Origin of the sequence: Arcicella lustrica, assembly GCF_034930985.1 — a bacterium.
GTDB lineage: Bacteria > Bacteroidota > Bacteroidia > Cytophagales > Spirosomataceae > Arcicella > Arcicella lustrica.
Genome location: NZ_JAYGIM010000001.1, coordinates 503,576 through 520,150 on the forward strand (window position 1 = coordinate 503,576; position 16,575 = coordinate 520,150).

14 protein-coding genes are annotated in these 16,575 nt (G+C 36.3%); 8 read left to right on the forward strand and 6 right to left on the reverse strand.

The window, feature by feature from the left end:
• The first annotated feature begins 122 nt into the window (after window positions 1–122).
• The 6 genes from VB798_RS01970 to VB798_RS01995 all read left to right on the forward strand — a co-directional run bounded on the left by VB798_RS01970 (window position 123) and on the right by VB798_RS01995 (window position 6,800).
• Window positions 123–890, forward strand: a complete 768-nt coding sequence (locus VB798_RS01970; protein ID WP_323255407.1) for a 3-hydroxyacyl-CoA dehydrogenase — start codon at window positions 123–125, stop codon at window positions 888–890.
• A gap of 215 nt (window positions 891–1,105) precedes the next feature.
• Complete coding sequence (locus VB798_RS01975; protein WP_323255410.1) at window positions 1,106–2,221, forward strand: alpha/beta hydrolase family protein; 1,116 nt, start codon at window positions 1,106–1,108, stop codon at window positions 2,219–2,221.
• Between the two features lie 106 nt (window positions 2,222–2,327).
• Complete coding sequence (locus VB798_RS01980; protein ID WP_323255412.1) at window positions 2,328–3,389, forward strand: aromatic ring-hydroxylating dioxygenase subunit alpha; 1,062 nt, start codon at window positions 2,328–2,330, stop codon at window positions 3,387–3,389.
• Between the two features lie 5 nt (window positions 3,390–3,394).
• Window positions 3,395–4,378 (forward strand): PDR/VanB family oxidoreductase, encoded by a 984-nt coding sequence (locus tag VB798_RS01985; protein ID WP_323255414.1) that lies wholly within the window; start codon window positions 3,395–3,397, stop codon window positions 4,376–4,378.
• A gap of 41 nt (window positions 4,379–4,419) precedes the next feature.
• Window positions 4,420–5,286 carry an amidohydrolase family protein gene (locus VB798_RS01990; protein WP_323255416.1) on the forward strand — a complete coding sequence of 289 codons (867 nt, stop codon included), beginning with the start codon at window positions 4,420–4,422 and terminating at the stop codon, window positions 5,284–5,286.
• 254 nt (window positions 5,287–5,540) lie between these two features.
• Window positions 5,541–6,800, forward strand: a complete 1,260-nt coding sequence (locus tag VB798_RS01995; RefSeq protein ID WP_323255417.1) for an MFS transporter — start codon at window positions 5,541–5,543, stop codon at window positions 6,798–6,800.
• A gap of 274 nt (window positions 6,801–7,074) precedes the next feature.
• On the opposite strand, the gene VB798_RS02000 is transcribed toward VB798_RS01995, so the two are convergent.
• The 3 genes from VB798_RS02000 to VB798_RS02010 all read right to left on the reverse strand — a co-directional run bounded on the left by VB798_RS02000 (window position 7,075) and on the right by VB798_RS02010 (window position 10,594).
• Window positions 7,075–7,827: a hypothetical protein gene (locus VB798_RS02000; protein ID WP_323255419.1), complete on the reverse strand. Its 753-nt coding sequence runs from the start codon at window positions 7,825–7,827 to the stop codon at window positions 7,075–7,077.
• Window positions 7,828–8,324: 497 nt separating this feature from the next.
• Window positions 8,325–9,368 (reverse strand): UDP-glucose--hexose-1-phosphate uridylyltransferase, encoded by a 1,044-nt coding sequence (locus tag VB798_RS02005; protein WP_323255421.1) that lies wholly within the window; start codon window positions 9,366–9,368, stop codon window positions 8,325–8,327.
• Between the two features lie 74 nt (window positions 9,369–9,442).
• Complete coding sequence (locus VB798_RS02010; protein WP_323255423.1) at window positions 9,443–10,594, reverse strand: galactokinase; 1,152 nt, start codon at window positions 10,592–10,594, stop codon at window positions 9,443–9,445.
• 196 nt (window positions 10,595–10,790) lie between these two features.
• On the opposite strand from VB798_RS02010, the gene VB798_RS02015 reads away from it, so the two are divergent.
• Entirely contained in the window at window positions 10,791–11,801 is a 1,011-nt protein-coding gene (locus VB798_RS02015) for a LacI family DNA-binding transcriptional regulator (RefSeq protein ID WP_323255425.1), read from the forward strand.
• 141 nt (window positions 11,802–11,942) lie between these two features.
• On the opposite strand, the gene VB798_RS02020 is transcribed toward VB798_RS02015, so the two are convergent.
• Window positions 11,943–12,581 carry an AlbA family DNA-binding domain-containing protein gene (locus tag VB798_RS02020; protein WP_323255427.1) on the reverse strand — a complete coding sequence of 213 codons (639 nt, stop codon included), beginning with the start codon at window positions 12,579–12,581 and terminating at the stop codon, window positions 11,943–11,945.
• Between the two features lie 139 nt (window positions 12,582–12,720).
• Here VB798_RS02020 and VB798_RS02025 point away from each other — a divergent pair, with 139 nt between their 5' ends.
• On the forward strand, window positions 12,721–13,590 hold the full coding sequence (locus VB798_RS02025) for a DMT family transporter (RefSeq protein WP_323255429.1): 870 nt from the start codon (window positions 12,721–12,723) through the stop codon (window positions 13,588–13,590).
• Here VB798_RS02025 and VB798_RS02030 read toward each other — a convergent pair.
• Window positions 13,566–13,952: a glyoxalase gene (locus tag VB798_RS02030; protein WP_323255431.1), complete on the reverse strand. Its 387-nt coding sequence runs from the start codon at window positions 13,950–13,952 to the stop codon at window positions 13,566–13,568. The two genes, VB798_RS02025 and VB798_RS02030, sit on opposite strands and share 25 nt — an antisense overlap.
• 20 nt (window positions 13,953–13,972) lie before the next feature.
• Entirely contained in the window at window positions 13,973–16,231 is a 2,259-nt protein-coding gene (locus tag VB798_RS02035) for a DUF5916 domain-containing protein (protein ID WP_323255433.1), read from the reverse strand.
• Window positions 16,232–16,575 lie beyond the last annotated feature (344 nt).

Consider the following 16,575-nt stretch of genomic DNA (forward strand, 5'->3'; position numbering starts at 1 on the left):
CCTCTCCTGCTGAGATGGGGCTTTAAATAAAAAGATTTACTCCCCTTCTCAACAGGAGAAGGGGCTGGGGGATGAGGTTTTATTATGATAAAATTTGTTCAACGGTATAGTTTTCTAAAAACATGAACATACAAAATAAAACTTTCATCGTTACAGGCGGAGCTTCTGGCTTGGGCTTGGCTACGGCAAAAATGGTGATTGATAATGGCGGAAATGCCGTTTTGCTCGACATCAATGCCAAAGCTGGTGAAGAGGCTGAAAATACTTTAGGCAAAAATGCTCGTTTCGTTCAAGCAGATGTAGCTGACGAAGCGAGTGTGCAAAATGTTATCGACACCGCTATCAGTACTTTTGGTGCTTTGCATGGTGCTATTTCTTGCGCAGGTATCGGACCGGGCGAAAGAGTAATTGGTAAAAATGGACCACATTCTTTAGCCAATTTCACCAGAACGATTACGATAAATCTCATCGGTACTTTCAATGTCATTCGATTGGCTTCGGCTGTTTTGCAGAATAATCCAACCGAAGAAAGTGGCGAAAGAGGTATCATTATTTCAACAGCTTCGGTTGCGGCTTTTGATGGACAAATCGGTCAGGCTGGATATTCTGCTTCAAAAGGTGGCATTGTTGCCATGACTTTACCGATTGCTCGTGAGTTAGCTCGCTTTGGTATCAGAGTAATGACAATCGCTCCGGGAACTTTTGAAACGCCATTATTGGCTGGTTTGCCCGAAGATATTCGGACTTCTTTGGGGCAACAAGTACCTTTTCCTTCCAGATTAGGCAGACCCGAAGAATTTGCGTCTCTGGCAAAACATATTATTGAAAATCAAATGCTAAACGGTGAAGTTATCCGATTGGATGGTGCAATTCGTATGGCGGCGAAATAGGTTTTTTAGCTATAAGCTTTGAGCCGTGAGCTTTAAAACTGAAGTAAATACTTATGGCTACTAAAACTAAAAAACTTAGGCTCATGGCTTACAGTCAAAAATCTCATTACTGAAAATCTAAAACCAGAAGCTCAAGGCTCATTGCTCACAGCTCATAGCTAAAAATAAATCTCAAAGCTCATTGCTCACAGCTTAAAGCTCACAGCTAAAATAACATGAAAAAAATACTCTTCCTTCTCTTCATTGCTCATTTTGCAATGGCACAAAATATTGCCAAAATTGATTCTGGTGTAGTGAATCAGGCGAAATATAGAATTCTTTTTCCTCAAAATTGGAAAGGAAAATTGGTCATGTATGCTCATGGCTATGAATTTATGAGGACACGACCTTTTCAGAGTCAAAACCCAGAGTTTTTAACCCGAATGCAGCCTTTTTTAGAAAGAGGTTTTGCCATAGCTGCTTCCGACTATCAGTATCAAGGTTTTGCGTTGCCACAAGGAGTTGATGATACAGAAGCTCTTCGTCAGTACTTTGTTTCAAAATATGGTCAACCAGATTCAACTTTTATGGTCGGTCATTCGATGGGTGGAGGCATTACTTTGGCTACCATTGAAAATCTTGGTAAAAATTACAATGGAGCATTGCCACTTTGTCCGCTGTCAAGTCGCCCGTATTTACAGTGCAGAAAAGAATTTGATATGTACGCTACTTTCAATGGTTTATTCCCAAATGTAGTTGCTTCGCTTTCAGAAATATTCGACCTTTCAAAACCCTATCAGGCTCAAGCTCCGAACCGAATGATGGCTAAAGTAATGGGTATCAAAAAGGCAATTATTGCAAAAGACTCGGCTTTAGCGGTGGCTTTCGCTAAACGTTTTGATTTGAAATTAGACGATTTACCTTTCTCTTTATTTTTCAATGAAAATGTGTTGAGAGATGTCGCACAAAAAGCACAAGGGAATCCATTCGATAATACGAATACTTTGTACAGCGGTTTTCCAGATAATTTATTGGTCAATCAAAAAGCAGAACGTTTGCCAGCAACGGCAAATCCTGATGTGATTTTTTCAAAATACGACCGCTCAGGAAATATTAATGTTCCGACGGTTTTGATGCACACCGTTTACGACCAATTGATTCCGGCTACTTATGGCGTTGTGAATTTTGAAAACATGGTTCATCAACAACATAAGGACCAGTACTTTACGGTAAAATACACCAACGGACAAGGACATTGCAACTTTACACCAAAACAAACTGGAAAAGCCTTTGACGAATTGCGTACTTGGGTAAAAACAGGGAATAAGGCGAAAGCTGGGTTTGTAGAGTAGGAGGCATTTGACTATATGCTTTAGGCTGTAAGCTTTTATTTTTTAAGTTTTGTGTACTTGCCTATAGTCTAAAAAAGCATTCATTAACCAATTTAATTTTATCAAAATGCAATCATTCACCATCAATGAATCTTTTCCTATGAATGCGTGGTATGCCGCCGCATGGGATTTTGAAGTAAAAAATATCTTATTGCATCGTAAAGTATGTAATAAGCCTATTTTATTATATAGGAAAAAAGATGGAACTCCCGTTGCTTTAGAAGATGCTTGTTGGCATAGGTTATTACCATTATCAAAAGGAAAACTGAAAAATGATACCGTCATCTGTGGTTATCATGGCTTGGAATACAATAGCGATGGACGTTGTACACACATGCCTTCGCAAGAAACGATTAATCCTTCTGCTTGCGTAAGAGCCTATCCTGTAGTTCAAAAATATAGATACGTTTGGGTATGGATGGGCAATCCTGCACTTGCTGATGTCGCCAAAATTCCTGATTTGCATTGGAACGATGACCCAGATTGGGCGGGCGATGGCAAAATGATTGAAGTAAAATGTAACTATCGTTTGGTGGTTGATAACTTGATGGATTTAACGCACGAAACCTTTGTGCATTCAGAAAGTATTGGTGACGAACATGTAACGGAAGCTCCTTTTGATGTTTTTCACGATGAAAATACGGCTACTGTTTCAAGATGGATGCTTGGTATTGACCCGCCACCATTTTGGAAAAGTCAGCTTAACAAGAAAATCAAAACGGATGAAAAAGTAGATAGATGGCAAATTATCAATTTTCAAGCTCCTTGTACAGTTACGATAGATGTTGGTGTCGCTCTTGCGGGTACGGGTGCTCCGGAAGGTGATCGTTCGCAAGGAGTAAATGGCTATGTGTTGAATACTATTACGCCAATGACCAGCCAAACTTGTATGTATTTTTGGGCTTTTAGCAGAAATTATAATATAAAAGACCAAAGTAATACTACAGAATTAAGAGATGGTGTTTCGAGAATCTTTTTTCAAGATGAACTCATACTCGAAGCACAACAAATTGCCATTAACGAAAACCCCAATCGTGAGTTTTATAATTTGAATATTGATGCTGGGGCGATGTGGTCAAGGAGAATCACCGACAAAATGGTAGAAGCTGAACAACAAAAAAATCAATAAATTCGATGAGGTTTAGAAATAACTGGATAGATGCTAAAGTGTCAGCTATTGAAGATAAAGCGAACAATGTAAGGCAAATTACGTTGAAACCCATTGATGGCGCATTATCATTTACGGTGGGTTCGCACATTGATGTTTCTGTCATAATCAATGATAAACCCGAAATAAGAAGTTATTCACTTATTGGCACGCAGCCGACCGACGGTGTATATATCATTGCCGTAAAAAGATTGGAAGCCAGTAGAGGAGGTTCTAAATATATGTGGACATTGGAAGTGGATAACCAAATTAAAATCTCACAGCCTTCCAATCATTTTGAATTGAGTTATGGAGTAAGCGACTATTTATTAATTGCAGGAGGCATCGGAATTACGCCACTCGTCGGAATGGCAGAAGAAATTAAAAAGAAAGGTCATGCAACGGTGAATATGATTTATGTAGGAGTAAATCCAGCCGAAATGCCTTATATAGACAGATTAAAAGCAGTTTTAGGAAATAATTTGCATCTTCATTTTAGCGATACTGATGGATTGTATGATGTAAATAGAATCTTTGAATTAACTAATAAAAATACTAGCGTTTACTTATGTGGTCCATTGGGTTTTATGAATGCCATTCGGAAAGTATGGGAAAAGAGTCCTTTTGAAAATACTAATTTGAGGTACGAAACCTTTGGTGCGTCAGGGCTTTTTGCTCCTCAAGCATTCAAAGTAAAGTTGCCACGCTTTAACCGTGAAATTGAAGTAACAGAAAATCAAACAATGCTAAAAGCACTCGAAGAAGCTGGTATTGATGTTATGTATGATTGTCAAAAAGGAGAATGCGGTTTATGCCAAGTAAATATTTTAGAATGTACAGGTGCTATTGACCATCGAGATTTCTTTTTTAGCGAAAAACAAAAACAGCAAAACAAAAAAATGTGTGCTTGTGTAAGTAGAGTCGCCAATGGAGACTTAGTGATTGATACTTCTTACAGAGGTAAAGTATAAATGAGAAATTTTTAAGATAAAAATGATAATACTTTGAAAATATGATAGATATAAACAAAGTAATTGCTATAGATGTACACACACATGCAGAAGTATCTTGCTGCCAACCGCACGACGATTATCGTTCGGAGTTTGACGAGGCTTTTGCGAAGTACTTCAAATCTAGCAAACGACCAACAATTCAGGAAACGGCCGATTATTATCGAGAACATAATATGGCTTTGGTCATGTTTACGATAGATGCCGAATTTGAAATTGGGAAGAAACGCATTCCCAATATCGAAGTAGCCGAAGGAGCATTAAAAAACGACGATGTGATGATTGCCTTCGCCAGTATTGACCCACACAAAGGGCGAATGGGAGCAAGAGAAGCACGTGATTTAATAGAAAATTATGGCGTAAAAGGTTTTAAATTTCACCCCACAGTTCAAGGTTTTTATCCGCAAGATAAAATGGCGTATCATTTATACGAAGTAATTGCTGAGTATAAATTACCTATGCTTTTTCATTCGGGTCATTCGGGTTTTGGCAGTGGTGTGCGTGGTGGTGGTGGACTTCGTTTGGAGTACTCAAACCCGATACACTTGGATGATGTGGCGATTGATTTTCCAGATTGTCCTATCATTATTGCACATCCAAGTTGGCCTTGGCAAGATGAAGCTCTTTCGGTAGCCATGCACAAACCTAATGTATATATTGATTTAAGTGGCTGGTCGCCGAAGTATTTTCCGAAACAATTGATACAATATGCCAATACGATGCTGAAAGACAGAATGCTTTTTGGAACGGATTTCCCTTTGATTACGCCCGAAAGATGGATGAAAGATTTCGATGAAGCAGGTTTTAAAGAAGAAGTTAAGCCTTTGATTTTGAAAGAAAATGCGATTAAAATGTTGGGCTTACGCTGAGATACAAGATGCAAGAGACAAGAAGCAAGAATTTTTGAATTTGAGATTTTAGGACTTGAGGACTTTAAGAGAAAAGACACAAGAGACAAGAATTTTTGAATTTGAGATTTTATGACTTTAAGAAAAATGATTCAAGAAGCAAGAAAAAGACTAAATAAGCCTAAAAGCTGAAAGCTCACGGCTCAAAGCTCACAACTTATCACCCTAACTAACTATGAAAAATGACGCTTGAAAATATAATTAATCGAAATTCCATGACGGGGCTGCAATACGCTACCATTGTCATTTGCTTTGTAATGAATATGCTAGATGGCATGGACGTAATGGTGATTTCATACACCGCACCCGCCATCGCCAAAGCTTGGGATACAAGTCCACAAGCATTAGGCATCGTATTTAGTTCTGGTTTAGTCGGAATGACTTTCGGGGCAATACTTTTAGCCCCTTATGCCGACAAAATTGGGAGGAAATCCATGATTTTATTGAGTGCAATTTTAATGGGAAGTACCATTTTTCTTACTTCTTTTGCTACTTCAATTTCCTATTTATTGCTTTGTAGATTCATTAGCGGTTTAGGAATCGGAAGTATGTTGGCAAGTACGGCTTCACTTACAGCAGAATATACGCCCAACAAAACCAAAGATTTTTGGGTAAGTTTTGTCATTTCTGGCTATCCTGTCGGAGCGGTTTTATCGGGTTTAGTAGCGGCTAAAATCATTCCTCAATATGGTTGGACAATTATGTTTCAGGTCGCAGGCTATGCTACTTTGGTAGCTATCCCATTGATTTACTTTTTCTTAGCTGAATCCTTATCGTTTTATTTAAAGGCACAACCTAAATTTGCTCTTGGTAAAATCAATCAGATTTTACTTCAAATGGGTGTTGATACATTGGTCGTTTTACCGGATAAGCCAAGTGAGCAGCATAGCAAATCCATCAAATCATTGATGACGAAAACCTATAAAATTCCAACGATTCAATTATGGGTTGCCTTGTTTTTGGCTTTTGCTACTTTGTACTTTTTAACAAGTTGGATTCCTAAATTAGCCACCAACGCAGGACTTTCGATTGAATTAGCCATTTATTCAGGGACAGTTTTCAATGTTGGTGCATTCATTGGCATCATTACACAAGGATATTTTTCAAGTAAATTTGGTTTGAAAAAAACCATCGGAGTATTCTTAATCCTAACGGCAATCTTGATGGCAGTTTTCCAATTGTTTATTGGATCAGATATTTTACTGTTTATTTTGGGCTTATTAGGTTTTGGGATTCAAGGCGGTTTTGTCGGACTTTATGCCGTTGCAGCAAGAATGTATCCAACAGAATTCAGAACAACGGGTGTGGGTTGGTCAATTGGGATTGGTCGTTTGGGCGGAATCATTGGTCCAGCTTTAGGCGGAATTTTGATTGGCATGGGACTTTCAATGAGTGCCAACTTTTTAATATACGCTATTCCAACAGTTTTTGCAGGAATTATGACTTTATATCTTTCTTCTAAAGAGATTAGTTAATGGCTGTTAGCTATCAGCTTTGAGCTATTAGATTTTTTATGAAAATCAATAGGGATGGTATAAATCCCTTCCCTATTGATAACCGCCTCCATTAGCACTACTTGAATCTTGACTTTTCAAAAAGACGATTTGCCAATACACAGCCAACCGAACCCGTCTCGATAATAATATAATCTGGTTTCATATTGTTGAGTTAGTCAATTAGTTTGATTTAAGACTTTTACAATTGTCATTTATTCCAAATTATTCAAACTTCAAGATTATATATTATGTCTCAAGCACTTCCATTGATATATAGGAGACTATACTTCCCTTTAGTAAGGTTAAGCTTCACACTAAAGTGGCAGTCACAGCCATCTTTAACGGCAGTTATTTGATAGTGGAACCCTTTAGATTCGTCTTTGCAGTTACAGTAAATGATGACTTCAATTTCATTATTAGCGTTAGTAACAGCTACACATTGCTTAGTGTAACTATTTACATTGTGGGTAATTCTGTTATTATTTTCAGAAATACACAACTCTAATAAATTATTTATTGCCAAAACATCATTTTTTTTCAGAGAGTACGGCTTTACTTTTTCGGAAAAGAAATCATAATAGTTCGGATGGTATGAGAAAAGAGCATAACTACTATCAAGGCTATTGATTGCGTACTCATCTTTTATACTTGTTTCAGTAATTTTAAGTTTTAATGGGGCACTTCCTCCAATAAATTCAACGAATCCGTTATTAATAACTGCAATACGGCATGTTAAGAACTGGAAGCCTCTGTCAATAAATTTTATTGTATCTTTTTCAAGCAAATATTTTCCAGAATACTTTTCATTTTTTTTATAGTATGAACTTTTTTGGAATATATTGAAAGTATAGGTACTATCATCATAAAATTTTATGGAAGCATTAACTTCATTATAGGGATAAATGTGTTCTGCTTCCAAAACGTCTTGCTTTTCTTTTTTGGTAGGTTGGCATTTACAAAATGAGAGAAAAATAATTAAGCTTAAAAAAACAGAAATGATTTTCATGAATTGATGAGATTTTGAAATATCAAGAAGCTAGGTAAACTTACAAATACAAATAATACAGTTTTGTTACTTTCCCTTTTTTCATATCTTTCATTTGTTTGATACTGCTATCCAAATTCTCCAAAACTTCAGAGGCTTGAATTTCTTTGACCTTTACGAAATCAAATTTGACAAGTAATTCTTTTGAAATTGTCACTTCACTGTCTTTTACTAGAACGTGTAAATCCGTAATATTATCATTAAGTGATTAATGTGTTAGTTTTGAATTTAAGGAAATAGACTGATTCTGGAAAAATAAATAAACAAATTTTCTGTATTTTTCAGAGAACTATTGATTCCCAAACGAATAAAATTCTGAAATATTAAATTTTAAAAGCCTAATAAATAGAGTACTCTATTGGTGTTTTGATGTTTGTCCATAATTCACGATTTGCAAATCGTGAATTATTAAAACAAAAAAGCTGTTCTAAATTTTCATTCGGAACAGCTTTCTTTGTTTACTTGGTTTTATAATGTACTTCTGATAAGGCTCGCAGTACTGCTGCACTTTTTTCAGCCGTGATGTCTCTTTGTGGATTGGCTAACATTTCATAACCGACCATAAATTTCTTGACAGTCGCCGAACGTAACAATGGCGGATAAAATACAAAATGCCAATGCCATTCGTCATGTGCTTCGCCGTCGGTTGGGGCTTGGTGAACGCCAGCAGAGTAGGGGAAAGAAGTTTCAAAAAGATTGTCATAACGAACCGTCAATCTTTTATAAGCGTTAGCGAAAGCATCTTTTTCGGCATCAGTCATGTCCGAAATTCTTGCCATTTTACGTTTTGGAACAATCATCGTTTCAAATGGCCAAACCGCCCAATAAGGTACTAAAGCCACAAAATGCTCATTTTCAAACAGTACTCTTTCTTGCTTGATTAATTCTTTTTCTACATAATCAGCTAATAAAGAGCGTTGATTTTTTTGCCAATACTTCAATTGAGCAATTTGCTTTTTCATCGGTTCGTCTGGGATTGACGAAGATGCCCAAATTTGTCCATGTGGGTGCGGATTCGAGCAACCCATTACAAAACCTTTATTCTCGAAAATCTGTACGTAATTGATAAAGTCTTTTCCGCCGAGCGTCAAATACTCATCAACCCAAGCATCTACTACTTTTCTGATTGCAACTTCTTCCATTTCTGGAACGGTCAAATCGTGGCGTGGCGAGAAACAAATTACTCTTCCCAAACCTCTTTCTGTTGCTGCTTTGAAAAGTTCGTCTTCTTCAAAACTGTGTGGAGGAGTATCTTCCAACAAAGCCGCAAAATCGTTATTGAAAATATAAACGTCTTGATAATCTGGATTTACTTCGCCATTCATGCGAGTGTTGGTCGGACATAAATAACAAGTTTCGTCATAAGCGGGGCGGTCATCGCCAGCCACTTTTTCTACTTGTCCTTGCCACGGACGTTTCGCACGATGTGGCGAAACTAATACCCAGCTGTCTGTCAGTGGGTTATATCTTTTGTGAGGATGCTCTTCAAAAATTGAGTTCATTGTTTTTGGCTGTAAGCTATGAGCTATGAGCTTTGAGTTTTTCTACTCTAAAAGCTTATAGCTCGTAGCTAAAATTAAACTATTTCTGTTCCGTTTGTTAAGGCTACTGTGTAAGTAACTAAATCTTTTTGATATTTTGCTTGATAGGCTTTTTTGATTCTTAGCAAAAAAGCTTCCGCTTTACTTTTTTCAACGATGTTGATAGAACAACCACCAAAACCACCGCCCATCATTCTTGAACCAACCACTGCATCGTCTTCACGAGTTTCGTCCACCAAAAAGTCTAATTCTTCACATGAAACTGCATAATTATGTTGAAGTCCATCGTGCGTTTCGTACATTTTTTTGCCGAATGTCGCCAAATCGTTTTGCTCAAGTGCTTCGCAAGCTACAATTACTCTGTCGATTTCACCGACCACATACACGCAACGCTTGTAAACATTTTCTGAAAGGCTCGTTTTGGCTTCTTCCACCATCGTCAACGTTAAATCTCTAAAGCTTTTTACATTTGGATAGATTCCTGATAAAATACTTAAGCCTTCTTCACATTCTAATCTACGAGTATTGTATTCAGAATCTCCCAAAGAGTGTTTTACACCAGAATTACAAAGAATTACGGTATGATTTGGCAAAGACAAAGGAAAATGTTGGTACTCTAAACTTCTACAATCCAAGCGAATTACAGCATCTTTTTTACCAAACATAGAAGCAAATTGATCCATAATACCGCAGTTTACACCAACGAAATTATTTTCAGCAGCTTTCCCGATTTTCACCATTTGCATGGTTTCTAAACCCAAATTATAAAGTTGATTTAAAGCAAAAGCCAAGCCTGTTTCTACAGCAGCCGACGACGATACACCAGCGCCCAAAGGAATATCACCACCAAAAACTAAATCAAAACCTTTAATTTTTTGTCCAGCTTTTTGTAATTCATCGACGACTCCGATTAAGTAATTCGCCCAGCTTTTATCAGATTTTTGAATCGTTGAAATGCTGAAAGTATCACTACTTTTCAAATCGTAAGCATAAACATTACAATTTTCATCTTCACGAGGTGAAATGGCAAAGTAAATTGCTTTGTCGATAGCCGCTGGCAATACAAAACCATCGTTATAATCGGTATGTTCGCCGATAAGGTTAATGCGTCCTGGCGCACGAACGACTAAAGAAGCTTCTTTTGAAAATTGTTCTTGAAATTTGGCAATGATATTTTCTGGATACATTTATGAGCGTAAGATTAAATTAGAATTCAAAGGACGATATTTTTTAGAAATATTCATTCAGACATTCTTGTCTTGATGATGGATTTTACTAGAAAATTACTAAAAAATAGGCTTGAACCATGAATACAAACATTTGCGCAAATTTTGCACAAACTTCTAAAATCTCCTTAATTTTACAAATTCAACGGTTTAGATTATGCAGAAAAGTCAGGTAACGATAAAAGATATTGCTCAGGAATTAGGAATCGCTATTTCTACGGTGTCGAGGGCTTTGCAAAATCATCCTCGGATTGGTCTTAAAACCAAAGAACAGGTTTTTGAAGTAGCCAAGAGATTGAATTATGTGCCAAATCCTGCAGCAATTTTATTAAGAAAAAACAAAACTTATACTGTTGGCGTGGTTTTCCCACATCTGCAAGAAGAGTTTTTTTCTCAGGCAATTACTGGTATTGAAGATGTAATTAGTGCTCAAGGTTACAATGTAGTCATCAGTCAGTCGAGAGATAAATTAGAGCGAGAAAACAGAGCGATTAAATCTTTTATCAGCAGTCGAGTGGATGGAGTAATTGCCTCTATTTCTGCCGAAACCACACAATATTACTCTTTTAAAGAATTAGAAAACTATGGGATTCCTTTAGTGTTTTTTGATAGAGTTCCCAAAGATGTAGCTGTCAATAAAGTAAGAGGGAATATTGTAGAAGCAGCTTTTGAGGCGACTTCTTTTCTAGCCAAAAAAGGAATTACAAAAATCGCTATTTTGAATGGACCTTCTAATTTAGAGATTTCTAACGAACGTTTAGAAGGTTATTGGAAAGCTCTAAAATCGTTGAATTTGTCCATTTTTCAACAATATATTAAATCAACAGATTTAACGAATGAAGATACTTTTAAGAAAATGGAGGAGTTGATGGCTTTGCCTGAACAACCGCAAGCGGTACTCTGTTTTAATGATTATGTGGCATTATTTGCCATGCAAAGTTGTAGGCAAAAAGGAGTTATTCCCAATACAGATATTCACTTTGTAAGCTTCGCCAATTTACCAATTACAGCTTATTTGGATAATCCGCCAATTGCTTCAGTAGAACAATTTGCCTATAAAATGGGTGAACAAGCCGCAATTTTATTATTGAAAATCATTGATGCAAAGCAAGATAAAACGCTAATTCCAGAAGAAATTATTATTGATACTGAATTGATAATACATTAGGATTTTGGATTTGTGATTTCGGGTTTCGGTCGTCTGCATTCGGATTTCAGACATCAGCTTTCAGTTTTGTACTATTTTAAAATAAAAATCCGATGTCCGACATCCGAAAGCTGACAGCCGAAACCCGACAGCCACAAACTATCACCATTTCCGAAGTACAAACTGCGTTGGTTTTTGTCTGGACAGCATCAGCAAAATACTTGCATAAGTAAGCGCTTCTAATAATTTGGTGGCTCTGTAAGCAGAAATATTCACCAGTTTGGCATACTCTTTTGCTGTAATTTTGGTATTCTTTTTCAGATAAGTAATTAAATATTTTACATTGGGTTGCTCCAACATTTGCTTGTCTATGTCCTTTTCAGCTTTAATCATCACTTGCGACATCTCTTTGGTTACGGGCGTTGTTTCGTCGTTAGCTCTTACATAAACGCTACGGTTTTGTTGCTCGTCTAAAGTTTCATGAGGTTTGTTTTCTGCTTCTTTAATATTGATAATCAAAATATTGTGTTTGCCTTCAACCTTTACTGAGGAATAAACAATATCAATAGGAGGGACGACTAACTCGTTAGCAGCATGAATAATTTTGGTCATTTCTTCTATTTCAGAACAACCTTTTATTGATTTATCATCGTTTACTCCAACAATTAATTGTCCGCCAGAAGTATTGGCGAAAGCTGCTAACGTGCGTGCAATTTTATAAGGACTATCAATTCTACTTTTATATTCTAGTGTGGTAGATTCTTTCTGTTTAAGGATTTCAAAGAGTTGTTTTTCTGTCATTCGGATTTTATGGAGTGATTATTTTTAGTTTAAAGCTCCTCGGTTTCTATTGTCAATTGATTAAGTATTGCTACTTGTAAGTAAATAATGAACAATTTCGGTAATTTTGGAATATACTTCATAACGTTAACTTAATATTTTGAAAACTCAAGGTTCCGAAATCCCACTTAAAGCTTATCTATATTTACTTTTGGGTGTTTTTTGCATTGCTTGGTCGGCTATTTTTGTGAAGATGGCAGATGCTCCAGCGCTAACTTCTGGTTTCTATCGTTACTTTTTTTGTTTTCTTGGTTTATTACCAATTTGGCTTTTTAAAGGTATTAAAATTCCTGATGGCAAAACGGCATTACTCATTATCATTGCAGGTTTTTTGTTTGTCGCAGATATGAGTCTTTGGAATCTTTCTATTCTTCGTACTTCTGCTTCGGTTTCTACTTTATTAGCGAATAATGCTTCGGTTTTTGTGGGTTTGGGGACATTGATTTTCTTCAAACAAAAATTACCTAAAATTTATTGGATTGGGCTTTCTGTGGCAATGGTCGGTGTTTTTCTGGTAGCAGGGAAAGATATTTTACAAAATTCGAGTGTAGGTTTTGGGCATTTAATGGCGATAAGTGCTGCTATTTTTTATGCAGGTTATATGCTAATTACTCAGCGAATCAGAGGCAAAGTTGATACCGTCAATTTTATGGCTTGGTCTTTATTGGCTTGTTTGTTTTTCTCTTTGCTGACTTGTTGGCAACAAGATTTAGAGATGATTCACTTCAATCAAAAAACGTGGATTGCCTTTGTTGGTTCGGGTATCATTTGTCATTTGGCTGGTTGGCTTTGTATCAATTATGCTTTGGGTTTTATTCCAGCGGCTATTGTTTCGCCAACATTATTAATTCAACCAGTACTTACTGCTATAATTTCCTTTTTTCTGTTGAGTGAAGTACTAAGAACCGAACAGATCATTGGCGGAATGATTGTGCTGTTCGGTATTTACTTAGTTAATAAAAAAAGCTGACTTTGAAGCCTTTGAATCAATAAATGAATCATTCTTTTGGTCAGTTCTTCTTCGTTTTGTAAGAAAAGTTGATACTCTTCAAGGGTAAAATGCCCAGCAATAATTCCTTCTAAATAATGCTTGAATTTCATGTCTTTTCTGATAGATTGATCGATGTAAAATGACTTATCTTTATCAGAAAGCTTGAAAAACAATCCCTTTCGTTGGTGACAATATTGAATAAAAACCTGAATCAATAATTCATTTTGTAATTTCAGAATCGGTCTTAATACTTTATTTTGAAATCGCTCTACTTCGCTTTCAGCCTGTATTTCAAAATCTATTGTAGGTCTAATTTTCTGTAAATTTTCTTCTCTGTTCATATTGCCGAAACCATTAAAAACTAAAATTGTTTCAAATACGAAAGTTTGGCAATTAAATGTAATTCATGCTGACGAGCCAATTGGTTCGTTCTGATTCTAGTTAAACCATCATTAGATAGTTGCGTTTGGAAATCATTAAAACCACGTTGATTAAACACCAAGTACAAAAACGATAAAGGTTGATATTCCCAAGAAAAACGCACATTCCAAACATCAAAATCACTGATAGAATTATGCTGATAAAAACCAATTAATTGTACTCTCGGATTCAGCGCAAATCTTCCTGAAATGGTATATAATTGATTATTACCAGCTACTTTATCGACACCTAAATTGCTATAACTATTATTGGTAAAACGTGCTTCCATTGAAATATGAGGAATAGGAGCAAACCTAAACGTACTTGAAAAAGTAGTTAAAGAACCATTATAATATTTTCCGAAATCAACATTCATCGAAAGCGAAATCTTTTTCGAAGCGTCTGTTTCTCCAACTATCATATAGCGGTCGTACTTAAATTTCCCACCTTGAATTGGCACATTAAAAAACGACAAAGTATCGCTTCCATCAGTATAATCAATCAATTGATAGAAGTGATTTGTCAGTACACCAAAACCGCCTCCATTTTGCAATGTAAACCAAATTGGATTGGTATTCCATTGTTGTTCAATGAGTTTGCCAGTTGTCGTAGAGTAATAATTTAAATAATAACCGCCTGGTTCAAAAGCTCTTACAAACTTCGGGAGCCATTTTCCACGATTCAGCCAATAAAAGCCTGCGGAGTTTTCAATCACATCTGGACGAGACACAAAGCCCATTTCTGGATTAAATGCTTTGTTGTTTACATTTTGTGTCAGCCAGTACATCCAATCAATTCCTCTGTGCGATAACTGATAATGCGCCGCTAAACCCGTTGAATTTTCATTGGTAGATTTAGACGTCATCGCCATCGTATTGATACTTGTACTTTCGTTGATGCGGAAAAATCCATCTGCTGAAGCAGTGATATTGGCATGGTCGCTATCGTTTTTCAAAGTAGCAATTCCTCCAATTCGGTTTTGTTTTCCAATATTTTGAGAGTAACGACCAACTAAGAAATCTGTAGCGCTATTGATGTCATTACCTTTTTGGCGAACATACATAAAACCAGTATTGCTTTTGGTAGAACGATTTACTATTCTTGCTCCCAACACAATTGGCACTGGATTTCCTTCTGCATCTAAGCCAATTCTTCTACTAAAAAATGGCTGAATACGCTGCTGACCACCAAAATATTCTTCAATGGGACTCAATCCTGCGGCAAAAAGAGAGGCATTTTCTAAGAAAAACTGACGACGTTCTGGAAAGAAAACCGATAATCTCGAAAGATTATTTACTTGTCGGTCGGCATCAGCTTGGGCAAAGTCTGTATTATATGTTAAATCAAGAACAGTATTGGGTGTAATAGCCCATTTTATTTCTCCGCCCATTTTTATTTTAGAACCATTCTTTTGGTCGTAAAACTCAGAGCCATCGTATTTATCTTCAGAAATTAACAAATAAGGTTGAAATCTAATATTTGCTTTTGGTGGTGGTGGCGAAATGTTTGATAATTTACCTGCATATTGCATTCTAGCAGGAGTAAACGAACGTGGCAAAGCCGACCAAATCGTTTGTTCGTTGGTCATTCTTCGCATTCTGAAGAAATTAATTCCCCAAGTATTAAAATCAGAACTTCGTTGGTATCTCAGCGTTTGCCAAGGAATTGAAAACTCTGCTATCCAAGCGGTGTCTGTTCGGGAAGTACGTACACGCCAAAGTCCGTCCCAATCTTCATCAAAAACTTGGTCGTCAAAAGCCAATAAATCTCTTTGTGAACCATAAGGATTAGTCATGAAAATCATGGCATTTCGTTCGTCATTAAAACCATCAATTGAAATACCGATTTGGTCGCTTCTGCCATAATCGAAATCACGTTGTAGATTCGTTACACGCAATGCTTTTTTGCCCAAAGGTTCATGCAAAATGGCAGCGATGTACAAGTAATCTTTATTGTACAATAATTTGAACACAGATTTTTGCGAAGCCTCTTGTTTTTGAAAAGGCTCAACTTGTACGAAATTGGTAATTGGATTTGCTGTACTCCACGCAGATTCTTCTAATTTTCCGTCAATTTTAATAGAATGCTCGATACGGACGGCTTGTGTTTGCTTTTTAATAGAATCTGGTAAGAAAATTTCTTGGGCTTGAAGTAGCTTACTAAAACAAAGAATTATCCCCAAAGCGTAAAAATATTTCATATTTAAATAATGTTGATAAAGAGGTTTTGTTTAATTAAATGAGGTTTGAGGTGACAAAAATTAGGGACACAGCAAAGCTACGTCCCTAGACCCCTTAACCAAATTAATTATTATTTTTCTTATTTAAAAAGATCTTTTGAGAAGATTATTTAAAAAAAGCTCCGTAATAAACACAAGTTTTTACGTTTACTTCGGAGCTTTTGAAATTTACTCTGTATAATTTTATGTTGATGAATTGTAATTCAAAAGATTACAGTTCGCAAATAACGTATAATTTGTATATGGATTTAGATAAATTCGCCAAAAAACAATATCCTTTCGACCAATAACGTAAATGATGTAAA

Bases quoted from the DNA above. Each gene is read 5' to 3' on its own strand.
- VB798_RS01995 (WP_323255417.1), top strand. From the start codon at position 5,541: ATGACGGGGCTGCAATACGCTACCATTGTCATTTGCTTTGTAATGAAT.
- VB798_RS02005 (WP_323255421.1), bottom strand. From the start codon at position 9,368: ATGAACTCAATTTTTGAAGAGCATCCTCACAAAAGATATAACCCACTG.
- VB798_RS02015 (WP_323255425.1), top strand. From the start codon at position 10,791: ATGCAGAAAAGTCAGGTAACGATAAAAGATATTGCTCAGGAATTAGGA.
- VB798_RS02000 (WP_323255419.1), bottom strand. From the start codon at position 7,827: ATGAAAATCATTTCTGTTTTTTTAAGCTTAATTATTTTTCTCTCATTT.
- VB798_RS01990 (WP_323255416.1), top strand. From the start codon at position 4,420: ATGATAGATATAAACAAAGTAATTGCTATAGATGTACACACACATGCA.
- VB798_RS01985 (WP_323255414.1), top strand. From the start codon at position 3,395: ATGAGGTTTAGAAATAACTGGATAGATGCTAAAGTGTCAGCTATTGAA.
- VB798_RS02030 (WP_323255431.1), bottom strand. From the start codon at position 13,952: ATGAACAGAGAAGAAAATTTACAGAAAATTAGACCTACAATAGATTTT.
- VB798_RS01980 (WP_323255412.1), top strand. From the start codon at position 2,328: ATGCAATCATTCACCATCAATGAATCTTTTCCTATGAATGCGTGGTAT.
- VB798_RS01975 (WP_323255410.1), top strand. From the start codon at position 1,106: ATGAAAAAAATACTCTTCCTTCTCTTCATTGCTCATTTTGCAATGGCA.
- VB798_RS02010 (WP_323255423.1), bottom strand. From the start codon at position 10,594: ATGTATCCAGAAAATATCATTGCCAAATTTCAAGAACAATTTTCAAAA.
- VB798_RS02035 (WP_323255433.1), bottom strand. From the start codon at position 16,231: ATGAAATATTTTTACGCTTTGGGGATAATTCTTTGTTTTAGTAAGCTA.
- VB798_RS02020 (WP_323255427.1), bottom strand. From the start codon at position 12,581: ATGACAGAAAAACAACTCTTTGAAATCCTTAAACAGAAAGAATCTACC.
- VB798_RS01970 (WP_323255407.1), top strand. From the start codon at position 123: ATGAACATACAAAATAAAACTTTCATCGTTACAGGCGGAGCTTCTGGC.